Origin of the sequence: Haloplanus sp. GDY1 (genome assembly GCF_023703775.1) — an archaeon.
GTDB lineage: Archaea > Halobacteriota > Halobacteria > Halobacteriales > Haloferacaceae > Haloplanus > Haloplanus halophilus.
Window position 1 is genome coordinate 490,776 of record NZ_CP098514.1, and the last position, 11,966, is coordinate 502,741.

The following is an 11,966-nucleotide window of genomic DNA, read 5'->3' on the forward strand; positions in this document are numbered from 1 at the left end:
CCGTGCCACACCACCGATTAACGGCCGGTTACTGACATTAATCGGCCGGTAACTCGTCCGAGGCCGTTGCTAACGATGCAATAGCTAACACACATACATGTGATGTGATTGACCACCGGACGATACGGCGGCGCGTCGCCGACCCGGGACAACACATGACGGACGAAAAATTCGAACTCTCTCGGCGGAAGGCGCTGGCCGCACTCGGTACGATCGGTGTGGCCTCGGCTGGCGCGGGGCTCGGTACCTCCGCGTACTTCAGCGATCAGGAAACGTTCGAGAACAACCGACTGGTGGCTGGCGAACTCGATCTGAAGGTCAGCTGGGAGGAACATTACTCCGACTGGATGGGCGACGAGACGGCCTTCGCCGAGATGCCCGAGAGCGGTCAGGAACCGGAACTCTCCTTACCTGCACCGACCAGCGAGGGACGGGACATCGAACTGGTGTTCAGCGATCGGTCGGCGTTCATGGACGCGACGCTACAGGAGGCTTTCCCCGAGGGCGGACTCGATCCGGACGAGGACCCCTGCGAGGTGCTCGCGGACGTGCCCGACGACCTCCCGTCTCCGGTCATCGACCTCGAAGACGTGAAGCCGGGTGACTTCGGTGAAGTCACCTTCGACTTCGCCGCCTGCACCAATCCGGCGTATCTCTGGTTCAACGGCGGGCTCATCGACGAGGCCGAGAACGGCCTGACCGAGGCCGAGGCCGACGATCCGGACGAGGACGATTCCATGGGCGGCGGTGGGGGCGGTGGCGGTGGGGGCGGTGGCGGCGGAGGTGGGGGCGGCCCCTTCACCGTCACACCCGGCGCGTCTGGGACGGAACTCGCCGACGCGCTCGTTCCAGCCGGGAGCAACCTCACCATCACGGACGCGACGTACTCCGGTGTCCCGGACGCAAACGGGACGTTCACCGGCGGCACGGACACGTACGGTCTCGACAGCGGGATCATCCTCAGTTCGGGTCTCGCGACCAACATCCAGGAGGGGGCTGACGGTCCGGACAACAACAACGACGGGATCAGCGAGAGCCACGGAACGCCGGGGGATAGCGACCTCCTCGCCATCGCGGACGAGACGGTCACCGAAACGAACGACGCGGCGGTACTCGAGTTCGACTTCGAGGTTCCCGAAGGCGAGAACCAGGTGTTTTTCAACTTCGTGTTCGGCTCCGACGAGTACAACGAGTACGTCGACGATTTCAACGACGTGTTCGGGTTCTTCGTCAACCCCGACGAGGGAACGCCGGCGGAGACCAACGTCGCGCTGGCCAACGGCGAACCGGTGTCGATCAACACGATCAACACGATGGACAACCCGGGACTGTTCAACAATAACGACCCGTCCGACACCGCCACGCCGTTCGCGACGGAGGCCGACGGCTTCACCGACGTCCTGCAGGTGCAGGCGGACGTCAACCCGGGCGAGGAGAACACGTTCAAACTCGCCATCGCGGACGCGAACGACACCGCGCTCGACTCCTGGGTGCTCATCGAGGGTGAGAGTCTGACGACCGATCCCGGCGGCGACAGCGAACTGCCGGACGCACTCCAGGTTCGCGCGTGGTACGACACCGGCAGCGGCGTCGGTGACAACATCAAGCAGGACGACGAGGAGATCATCGTCGAGGGGTCGCTCCGGCAGGTGCTCTCCGAGCTGTCGATGGGCAACGGCGTCCCCCTCGACGGGAACGCCTCGGACTCGGAAGACGACGGCTCGGATCGGGCCTGCTACACCCCCGCACCGGACGTTCACTACGTGGCCTTCCAGTGGTGGCTCCCGATCGATCACGGCAACGAGGTGCAGTCCGACTCCGTCGAATTCGACCTCGGGTTCTACGCCGAGCAGTGCCGTCACAACGACGGCAGCGGCATGAACGACGAGCCCGTCGACGATGGCGACGGTGACGGCAACGGCGACGGAAACGGCAACGGCGACGTCGGCCCCTCCTTCGACGTTTACCCGGGTGACGCCGACGATGAACTCGTCGCGGAGTTCACGGTCGACGCCGAGGACGACGGCGAATCCCTGACCGGGATCACGCTCGATCACATCGGCGGGACCGACATCAGCGACACCGGCGCCGGCGATGTCGACGTCGAACTCAATGGCACCAACGTCGACGGCGACGTGGACGACGTCTCGGGGACGAACGACGGGACGACACTCGAGATCACCCTCGGCGGCAGCAGTGGCCTCTCGACCGGCGACACCGTCACCGTCACCTACGGCGACGTGGGGAGCCGGGACGACACGACCGACGTGACCGGCAGCATCAACGGCGACGGCCCGGCGACCGACCCCGAACCGCTCGTCGAGGAGTAGTCGCTTCCTCTGGGTGCCGGGAGCGATCCAGCCCGTCGGTCGCCGTCCCTTTGTACCGCCGCGGCGTCGGTTCCGGCATGGTCGTTCACTTCGATACCCTCTCGATCCGCTGGCTCGGCTACGCCACTACCCGCCTCTCCGACGGCGAGACGGTCGTCTACACCGACCCCGGTCGCTACGGCGTGCTGTCCGGCGACTGGGAGCCCCCCGCGGACGTCGACACCCGTCACCCCGCCGGCCCCGCCTACGACGCCCGCGACGGCGACCTGGTGCTCGTCACCCACGACCACCACTACGATCCGGACGGGATTCGCCGCGTCGCGGCGCCGGACGCCACGCTCGTCGTCTACGAGGGCGTGGACGCCGAACGCGCCGGTCGCCCGCCGACGCCGGAGACGCTCGCGGCCGAGGCGGGCTATGACCTGATCCGGATCGGCGAGCGGGAACGGATCGAGGCGGCCGGCGTCCCGGTTCGGAGCCTCCCGGCGTACAACGATCCCGAGGGTCCCCACGCGGACCCCGACGGCTCGGTCACCCACCCGGAGGGGTTCGGGGTCGGCTACCGGTTCGTCGTCGACGGCGTGCCGGTCCTCTGGCCCGGCGACAGCGACGTCCTGCCGGTCCACGACGGCCTCGACGTCTCCCTGTTCCTCGCGAACGTCTCGGGGTCGGTGTGTATGGATCGCGAGGCGGCGGCCGCGCTCGCGGAACGGCTCGATCCGGATCTGGTCCTCCCGATCCACTACGACACCCAGGCGTTCCTCCGGGCGGATTCGGAGGCCTTCGCGGCCGACGTGGCCGGCCGGGGCGTGCCGGTCGTCCTCGACGAGGGCTGGGACTGAGGCGGGTCAGGCGTCGACGTCGGCGGCCGTCCGATCCGTCGTCTCCTCCCCTTCGCCCCAGTCGCCGATCCGCTGGAACCCGACGCCGGCGTCCTCGAGGATGCCGACCAGCGTCGCGTTCCCGCGCGGGACGTCGATGAACTCCCCGGAGACGTGGGCGTCGGGATGCTCGGCGGGTTCGGGTTCGAAGTGGGCCGCCAGTTCCAGGCCGTCGGGGTGGACGTACCCGCGGATGTGGGTCTGCCACCACTCCAGGCCGGAAGGATGGTCGCGGACGTACCGCACTCGGCGGAGGTTGACGATCTCGTTGCGGTAACTGTAGGACATCTCCCACCCCGGCTCGAAGAACCGCTCGCCGAGAAACGCCTCCGCCTCCGGTTCGTCCATCGCGACGACGACGGCCGGGTTCTCCGGTTTCGGCTTCGAGAAGAACGTCTTGCGGACCCACCAGAACGATCGCTTGAGCGCGCGGAGCGGCGTCTCGGGCAGGTGCCTGAGTCGCTCGATGTCGAGTTCGAAGACCATACCGCCCGATACGACCCCGAGGGGAATAAGTGTGCGTGAGGCTACAACACGCCCATCTCGTCCAGTCGGGTCGGCAGGTACTCGTCGGTGACGAAATCGAGGCCGCGGGAGGCCAGCGCCTGCTGTTCGGCCTTCTTGCCGATGTCCAGTTGGAGTTCGATCTGCTCCGTCCAGTAGTCGGTGGTAAAGCGGGGGTCCTCCAGTTCGGACTCGAGGGCGTTCACGTCGGAGTCGGCGAGCGGGTCGGTCGGCAGGTCGTACTCGACGATGTCCTCGGGCTGGATGCCGACGAACTGCGCCTCGGGCGTCGCGAGATACTCCGAGAGGTGGGCACTCTTGATCGACCCGTAGGCGACGGAGCCGTAGATCCGGTAGGACCAGGGGTCGCCGTCGGTGAAGACCACGACGGGCAAGTCGAGTTCGTCGTGGAGGCGCTTGGTGATGCGGCGGGTCGCCCGCGCCGGCTGTCCCTTGAGGTGGACGATCAGCGCGTCGTAGTCGGTGTCGAAGCCGTTCTCGACGAGGCGGTCCCGCATGCCGCCGGTCTCGACACAGAGGATGAAGTCGACGTCGTGATCCAGGAAGTCGATGGTGTCGGGGTTGTTGGGGATCTGGTAGCCCCCCTCGCCGACGTCCTCCTGACAGTGGATTTCGCGCTCGCCGCGCCGGGTCTGTTCCCGCAACTCCAGCGGGCCCATCAGGGTCGCGCCCGACTCCTCGGGGCGCATGTGGAAGTCCTCGCGGGTCACCTCCGAGACGATTTCGAGGTCCTCGATCAACTGGTTGGACTCGTCCTGATCGGAGAACGCCGCCTCGTCGGCGTCCCACGACTCCGAGAGGTAGTAGAGTTCACGGAGGGTCGAGGAGCGGCCCTCCTCCAGTTGCCGGGCGAGGAAGTCGATGGTGTAGGTGGCCTTGAGCAGTTTGCGCGCGCCCTGCACCGAGTTGGCCGACCGCGTCGAGGTGCGGTCGCCGTAGACCCACACGCCGCTCTCCTCGTCGTACTCGATGTTGCTCTTGGTCCGCGTCGGGAGGGTCATCTCGGGCACCTCCCCTCGCTCGAACTGGTCGTAGAACTCCGCCGCGAGGTCGATCAGCTTCCGTCTGGCGCGTTCGTCCTGTGTGCTCATGTTAGGCGTTCACCGTGAGTTTCTCGCTCTCGACGCCCTCGACGTCGACGTCGAAGGTCGCCCCCTCGCCCACCTCGTAGGTGAGCGTCGCCGTCTCGCCCGCCGACACCGACGGGGACCACTGCACGAACCACTCGTCGTCCAGGTCGACGACCGACGCGCCGTCGCTCACCGCCGTCGGTTCGGCGGAGACGATGTCGGTCACCTCCGGCGTCTCCTTGCGATCCGAGTGGTTCCGCACCGCGAGCGTGACCGTGCCGTCCTCCACGGCGCGCTCGACGATGACGTTGTTCATGATGCGCCCGAGCGCCCCGTCGATGTTCGGCCGCTCGCGACCGGTCACCGCCGCGAGCTTGTCCGCCATCTCGGGCAGGATCTCCCCCAGCACCTCCTGCTTGCGGCGGCGCTTCTCCAGCGATCGCCGGCGGTTGAGATACGACTTCAGTTCCCGGGCGGCCTCGCGGATGGCGAGTTCTATCTCGTCCTCGATTTCGGGGACGTTCGCCACCGCGTCCTTCGACTCGCTGGTGAAGGGCACGTTCGTCGAGGCGACGTGGACCATGATCACGGCGGGCCCGGAGGGGAGCCCCCGGCCGCCCGGCTGGTCGAGGCCGTAATTCCGCCACCCGATCTCCTTCACCACGTCCGTGATGGCACACGCCCCGCGCTGGTAGACGAGGGGGACGCGGTTGGCAAAGCGCATCACGTCCGCCGAGCCCTCGCCCTCCAGGTCGCCGCCGTAGGCGATTCCCGCCTCGACGATGAAGGGGTCGCCGCCGTGGACCTCGGCGTCGCGGGTCGCCGCCGCGAAGAAGTCGGCGTCGAACTCCTTCCGGAGCCCCGCCTCGACGAGGTCCGCGGTGATGGGCGAGAGACAGTCCGTGGGCGGCGCGAGGATGTCCGTCTCCCGCATCGCGTCGAGGAGTTCGGAGGCGGTGTCGCGGTCGTCCGCCACCGCCGTCACCTTCGGGAGGTCGTCGGGTACGGTCCGCATCACGGCCCAGCACGACTCGACGACGTTCCCGCGGGCGGTGTCGCCGAGGGTGGCGTCCTCGGCCTCCTCGACCCGGTCGGCCGAGCGGTCCACGTACTCGGCGAGTTCGTCGCGGGTCGCCCGGTGACGCGGGTCCTCGCTCTCCGCGAACTTCCCGGCGAGGCGCTCGGCCAGTCCCCGCACCGTCGCGTCGTCCTTCCGGGTGCTCGTCGCGTCGTCGACGCGGTCGTACAGCGAGGCGGCCAGGAGGTCGGCGCGGGTCACCTCCCCCCACGCCGCGTCGACGGCGTTCCCGCGGACGGTCGAGCCGAACGTCTCCCCGAACTCCTCCTCGGCCGCGTCGGCGAGGTTGTCGACGACGTCGACGAGTTCGTGGTGGGCGAGGCGCTCCCGGTCGCCGACCGTCTCCGCGACGCGGCCGGCGAACCAGTCGGTCGCCTCGGCGCTCTTGTTGGCGACGGCCCCCAGGACGGCGTCCTCGACGTCCGCGTCGGCACGCGGCCCCGGCGTCGTCCACGCCATCTCGCGACCGAAGTAGTTGTCGCGGAAGCGGTCACACACCTTGGTCGCCGTCTTCCCGCCCACGCGGGTGAACTCCCCCTGCAGGAACCCCGAGACCGAGTACGAGTCCGTCGCGTCGAGCATCTTCAGCAACGTCCCGAGTTCGACGCCGTGAGGGTGGGGTCGGATCTCCTCCGTCTCGGCGGGCAACTGGTCGGTCCCCCGCTCGAACTTCAGGGGCTCGTCCAGCCCCGGCTCCCGGAGTTCGACCCGCGCGTGGGGGTTGACGACCGCGGTGTGTTTGATGTAGTCGTGAAGCTGGGTGCGAGCGCGCATGTTCGCCTCCATCTCCAGTTCGATCCGCGTCCCGTGGGGGCGGTCCCAGGCGGTGGTTCGCTCCTCCCTGATCTCCGGTTCGTTGTCGTCGGTGTCGACGATCAGTTCGAAGTACTGGGCCTCGGCGCTCCCCTGCGTTCGGCTGGTGATCTTCGCGGGTTTGCCGGAGGTGAGCTGCGAGTAGAGAACCGCGGCGGAGATCCCGATCCCCTGCTGACCGCGGGCCTGTTCTCGGGCGTGAAATCGAGAGCCGTACAGCAGTTTCCCGAACACGCGCGGAATCTGCTCTCTCGTGATGCCGGGCCCGTTGTCCTCGACGACGAGTTTGTAGTAGTCGCCCGCCTCGGTGATCTCGACGTAGATGTCGGGCGCGATGCCGGCCTCCTCCGTGGCGTCGAGGGCGTTGTCCACCGCCTCCTTGACGGCGGTGACCAGCCCCCGGGCCCCGGAGTCGAACCCGAGCATGTGTTTGTTCTTCTCGAAGAACTCGGCGATGGAGATGGCCCGCTGGTTCTCGGCCAGCTCCTCGGCGATGCCCCCCTCCTCGCCGAGCGTCGACTGGAACGATGTCATCCGTGGGTTTCGTACCGGCACGACGTTTAAAAGGCCACCGCCAGCGGGGTGAAAGTGGACGGCGACGAGCGCGCCCGAGCGGGGACGTCGGCCGCCGGACCTCTACCACGCCGGCCGTCGAGCGCCGACGGCGGCGAAGGCCGAACTCCGCTTGTCGATTCCCCATCGGAATTTCGGTTTGCGGGAAGCGTAATTGTGGACGCGCGCACGCGTGCGAGCGTTTAAGGGGCGTGGTCGTCTACGGCGTGTAGGTTCTATGGCTGACGAACAAGAGTACGGAGCCGGGCAGATACAGGTTCTGGAGGGGCTCCAGGCCGTCCGGAAGCGTCCGGCGATGTACATCGGCTCGACGGACGACCGCGGCCTCCACCATCTCGTCTACGAAGTCGTCGACAACGCCATCGACGAGGCGCTGGCGGGCTACTGCGACGCCATCCAGGTGACCGTCCACGACGACGACTCGGTGAGCGTCTCGGACAACGGCCGCGGCATCCCCGTCGACACGCACGAGCAGTACGACCGGCCGGCGGTGGAGGTCATCATGACCGTCCTCCACGCCGGCGGGAAGTTCGACAACAAGTCCTACCAGGTTTCGGGAGGCCTCCACGGCGTCGGCGTCAGCGTCGTCAACGCCCTGTCCGAGCGACTGGAGGTGCGGATCAAACGGGACGGCGCCGTCTGGCGCCACGAGTTCGAACGCGGCGAACCCGACCCCGACGCCTTCCAGCGGGTCCGCGACCTCGACGCCGACGAGGACACCGGGACGACCGTCCGCTTCTGGCCCGATGGCGACATCTTCGAACACACGGATTTCTCCTTCGACACGCTGTCGACGCGGCTCCGCGAACTCGCCTTCCTCAACTCGGGCGTCGAAATCGGGCTCACCGACGAGCGCGACGACGAGGCCGTCTCCTTCCGCTACGAGGGCGGCATCCGGGAGTTCGTCGAGTACCTCAACGAGACCAAGACCGCCCTCCACGACGACGTCATCTACTTCGACGACGAGGAACAGGACATCGCCGTCGAGGTGGCGCTTCAGGCCACCGACGAACTGCAGGGGTCGATCCACGCCTTCGCCAACAACATCAACACCCGCGAGGGCGGCACCCACCTGACGGGCTTCAAGACGGCGCTCACGCGCGTGGTCAACGACTACGCCACCACCGAGGGACTGCTGGGTGACCTCGACGGCACCCTCAAGGGCGAGGACGTCCGCGAGGGGCTGACGGCCGTCATCTCGGTCAAACACCCCGATCCGCAGTTCGAGGGCCAGACCAAGACGAAACTCGGCAACAGCGAGGTGCGGGGCATCGTCGAGAGCGCCGTCCACCAGCAACTCGGGACGTACTTCGAGGAACACCCGGACACCGCCCGGGCCATCGTCGGCAAGGCCGTCGAGGCGGCGAAGGCGCGACAGGCGGCGAAGAAGGCGGAGGAACTCACCCGCCGCAAGAGCGCGCTGGAGTCGACGGCGCTGCCCGGAAAGCTCGCGGACTGCCAGTCGAAGGACCCGAGCGAGTCCGAACTGTTCGTGGTGGAAGGCGACAGCGCCGGCGGTTGTTTCACCGCCGATACCGAAATCGCCCTCGCCTCCGGAGAGTCGATGACGTTCGCGGAACTCGCCGACGCGTACGCGGACGGGGAGACACACTACTGTTACACCGTGAACGACGACGGGCGGATCGGCCTCCAACGGATCGAGCACCCACGGATCACGAGGGAGGACGCACCGCTAGTCGAAGTCACGCTGGACGACGGTGAAACGATTACCTGCACCCCGGACCACGAGTTCATGCTTCGGGACGGTAGTTACTGCGAGGCCCAGCATCTCGGCGAGGGACAGTCGTTGATGCCGCTCTACCGGAAATCATCGGACACGTCGGACGAGAACATCACCATCGACGGATACGAGATGGTGAAACAGCCGGTGATGAACGACTTCTGGGAGTTCACGCACCTCCTCGCCGACCGGTACAACATCGAACACGGAAGATACGACGCCGACGCGGGAGCGCACAAGCATCACGTCGACTTCGACAAGCGGAACAACCGCCCGGACAACATCGAACGACTCCCGAAGGAGGAGCATCTCGAACTCCACAGGCAACACGCGGCGGAGACGCTCCACACCGACGAAGTAAAAGAAACGCTTCGGGAACTCAGACAGTCAGACGAGTTCCGGGAGAGGATGAGCGAGCGGATGCAGCGGGACGAGACCGTCGAACTACTCCGCGAACAGGCCAAAGCGCAGTGGGAAGACGAGGAGTACGAGGAGAAGATGCGCGAGGCTTGGTGGGAGTACTACGACAACAATCCGGAGTACAGGGCGCGCGTTCACAGTCGACTCGCAGAAGAGGCACGCAAGTATTGGGCCGACGAAGAGCATCGGGAGGAACAGTCGGAGCGGATCGAGCAGTATTACGAGGAACATCCCGAAGCCGTCGAAGCCCGCCGTCGAGAAGCCAACGAACAGTGGGACGACGAGGAACTCCGCGAGTGGCGAAGCGAGAAGACGGAAGAACAGTGGACCGAGGAGTTCCGAGAACGGCGGATGGAGGCGTACAACGAGACGTACTACCAGCACACGATTCCGTTCATGAAGGAGGTCCTCGAAGCGGACGGTGATCTGGAGGACTACGACGAACGACGACGTGAGGAAGCCGGCCCGAACGTCCTAACGAAGGAAACGACCGTCGAGAAATTCTTCGAGGGCGAGGATGCGTTACTCGAAGCCGTCGAGAGCCACAACCACTCGGTCGTCTCGGTCGAACGGATCGACGAACGGGCCGACGTGTACGACATCGAGGTTCCGGGAACCCACAACTTCGCCCTCGAATCGGGGGTGTTCGTCCATAACAGCGCCAAACAGGGCCGCGACCGGGAGTTCCAGGCCATCCTCCCGCTGAAGGGGAAGATCCTGAACGTCGAGAAACACCGCCTCGACCGCATCCTCGAGAACGACGAGATCAGGGCGCTCATCACCGCCATCGGCACGGGCATCGGCGAGGAGTTCGACATCGAGGACGCCCGCTACGAGCGGATCATCCTGATGAGTGTCGACGGATCCGAACACGGATTCGTTCGTGACGGCGACGGTCGGACGCGATTCGTCGAGATCGGACCGTTCGTCGACGAGGTCATCGAGGCGGACGGCGAGGGATACGAGGAGTACGAAGTGCTCTGCTTCGGTCGCGACGACGAGACCACGAAGTTCCGCCCCATCGATCAGGTCATCCGGCACGAGATCGACGAACCGCTGTACAAAATCGAGACGGACTACGGGCGGGACCTGCGGGTGACTGCCTCCCACAGCGTGTTCGTTCACCGGGATGGAGGGATCGAACTCGCAGCAGGCGACGAGATTGCCCCCGGAGATCGCGTCGTCGCGCCACGCTCCGTCCCGCTACACGGGGATCGAGACGGCGAGCGGATCGACCTGCTTGCCGAACTCGTCGAGCGTGGCGACGCGTTCGACTCGGAGATTTACGCGCGCGGGGACGGGATCGAAGAGTTGCTCAAACACAGGGCGCGCGAGGAGTACGCCGCGGACGGCGGCGTCGTGGCTCGTGCCGAGCCACGCGTCGACGCCCCGGAGTCGGTTCGGGAGACGCTACGCGCCCAGCGGACGGATGCCGAACTGACACAGCGGGACGTCTGCGACGCAGTCGGCGTCGCCCAACCGGTCACGGTTTCGGAGTGGGAACGGGGCCAGTCGCGGCCGACCGTCTCGAACTTCCAAGCATACTGTGAGGTCATCGGCGTCTCCCCCGCCGCAGTGATGGAACAGGTGTCGGTCGTGGACTCCCTGCTCGACCAGCGGTGGAACGAGCAGTACGAGGGGTCACCTGCGAATCGCGTCACGGAGTACGTTCGCGTCAGCGAACTAACCGAGGACGACCTCGAACACATTCCCGAGGACGCCGAAGTGACGCTCACTCCCGAACACTACGCCGACGAAGCCGTCGATAGATACGTGGAGATCGACGAGACGCTCCTCGAACTGCTCGGCTTCTACGCCGCCGATGGGTCCAGTTCCCCCCGCAACGGGATTCGACTCGCGATGGGGCCGAACAACCGCGAGCTTGTAGAGCGATACCGCGATGCGTTCGAACACGTCTTCGGGATTCGAGCCAAGCACAGCGAGGCCGACAGTCGTGTCGACGAAGTGAAACTCGTCAACCGCGTCGCCGCGCTCGTCTGGGAGCAGGTGTTCGGCTGCACTGGCGAGACGGCCGCATCGAAGACCGTGCCGGATCTCGTCTTCGACGTGTCGAGGCCGCTCCAGCGCGCGTTCCTGCGGGGCTACCTCCACGGCGACGGGTCCGTCTCCGAGACGAATCTCTCGTGGACGACCTGTTCGCGTGATCTCGCCAGCGGGATCATGTACCTCCTCTCCGCGCAGGGCGTCGTGGCGTCTCACTCGGTGACGTCGGCGGACGAGATCGGCGGGTACGGAACGAACGCGGATCGGCACACGATCACGGTCGCCGCACGCTCCGACCTCGCGGAGCTCGACGACGTCTGGAAACACCACCGCGACGGGAATCGACTGCGACCGAAAGTCGAGCACGGCAGCGACAACGAGGGCACCCGCCGGTACCACGAGATCTCCGACGATCTGGTTGCGCTGTCGGTCCGACGCGTCGAACGCGTCGACCCGACCGGGGAGTACGTCTACGACTTCTCCGTCGAGCACGACGAGAACTTCGTCGCTGGAATGGGTGGGCTCTGTGCA

At 66.4% G+C, this 11,966-nt stretch carries 5 protein-coding genes and 4 pseudogenes; 6 read left to right on the forward strand and 3 right to left on the reverse strand.

Features of this window, described 5'->3' with window-relative positions; translation table 11 throughout:
* The first annotated feature begins 155 nt into the window (after positions 1-155).
* Both NBT67_RS02730 and NBT67_RS02735 read left to right on the forward strand, forming a co-directional pair.
* Entirely contained in the window at positions 156-2,330 is a 2,175-nt protein-coding gene (locus NBT67_RS02730) for a choice-of-anchor L domain-containing protein (RefSeq protein WP_251343283.1), read from the forward strand.
* A gap of 77 nt (positions 2,331-2,407) precedes the next feature.
* Entirely contained in the window at positions 2,408-3,172 is a 765-nt protein-coding gene (locus tag NBT67_RS02735) for an MBL fold metallo-hydrolase (protein ID WP_251343284.1), read from the forward strand.
* A 6-nt stretch (positions 3,173-3,178) separates the two neighbouring features.
* Here the strand turns inward: NBT67_RS02735 and NBT67_RS02740 are convergent, their stop codons facing one another.
* The 3 genes from NBT67_RS02740 to NBT67_RS02750 are packed head-to-tail and all read right to left on the reverse strand — an operon-like array spanning position 3,179 to position 7,231.
* Positions 3,179-3,697 (reverse strand): hypothetical protein, encoded by a 519-nt coding sequence (locus tag NBT67_RS02740; RefSeq protein ID WP_251343285.1) that lies wholly within the window; start codon positions 3,695-3,697, stop codon positions 3,179-3,181.
* Between the two features lie 41 nt (positions 3,698-3,738).
* Positions 3,739-4,827 carry a DNA topoisomerase IV subunit A gene (locus tag NBT67_RS02745; protein WP_251343286.1) on the reverse strand — a complete coding sequence of 363 codons (1,089 nt, stop codon included), beginning with the start codon at positions 4,825-4,827 and terminating at the stop codon, positions 3,739-3,741.
* A gap of 1 nt (position 4,828) precedes the next feature.
* Complete coding sequence (locus tag NBT67_RS02750) at positions 4,829-7,231, reverse strand: DNA topoisomerase VI subunit B (protein ID WP_251343287.1); 2,403 nt, start codon at positions 7,229-7,231, stop codon at positions 4,829-4,831.
* Positions 7,232-7,487: 256 nt separating this feature from the next.
* Between NBT67_RS02750 and NBT67_RS18140 the strand changes: the two are divergent.
* The 4 pseudogenes from NBT67_RS18140 to NBT67_RS18090 form a co-directional block, all read left to right on the forward strand.
* Positions 7,488-8,789 (forward strand): annotated as a pseudogene (locus tag NBT67_RS18140) (ATP-binding protein); the annotation flags it as partial.
* A 45-nt stretch (positions 8,790-8,834) separates the two neighbouring features.
* Positions 8,835-8,984, forward strand: a pseudogene (locus NBT67_RS18145) (hypothetical protein); the annotation flags it as partial.
* 984 nt (positions 8,985-9,968) lie between these two features.
* A pseudogene (locus NBT67_RS18150) lies at positions 9,969-10,298 on the forward strand (DNA topoisomerase (ATP-hydrolyzing) subunit B); the annotation flags it as partial.
* Positions 10,281-11,966 (forward strand): annotated as a pseudogene (locus tag NBT67_RS18090) (helix-turn-helix domain-containing protein); the annotation flags it as partial. The pseudogenes NBT67_RS18150 and NBT67_RS18090, both read left to right, overlap by 18 nt.

What these genes read in the sequence shown, in the direction of transcription:
- NBT67_RS02740 (WP_251343285.1), bottom strand. Translation starts at nt 3,697, where the DNA reads ATGGTCTTCGAACTCGACATCGAGCGACTCAGGCACCTGCCCGAGACG.
- NBT67_RS02735 (WP_251343284.1), top strand. Translation starts at nt 2,408, where the DNA reads ATGGTCGTTCACTTCGATACCCTCTCGATCCGCTGGCTCGGCTACGCC.
- NBT67_RS02745 (WP_251343286.1), bottom strand. Translation starts at nt 4,827, where the DNA reads ATGAGCACACAGGACGAACGCGCCAGACGGAAGCTGATCGACCTCGCG.
- NBT67_RS02750 (WP_251343287.1), bottom strand. Translation starts at nt 7,231, where the DNA reads ATGACATCGTTCCAGTCGACGCTCGGCGAGGAGGGGGGCATCGCCGAG.
- NBT67_RS02730 (WP_251343283.1), top strand. Translation starts at nt 156, where the DNA reads ATGACGGACGAAAAATTCGAACTCTCTCGGCGGAAGGCGCTGGCCGCA.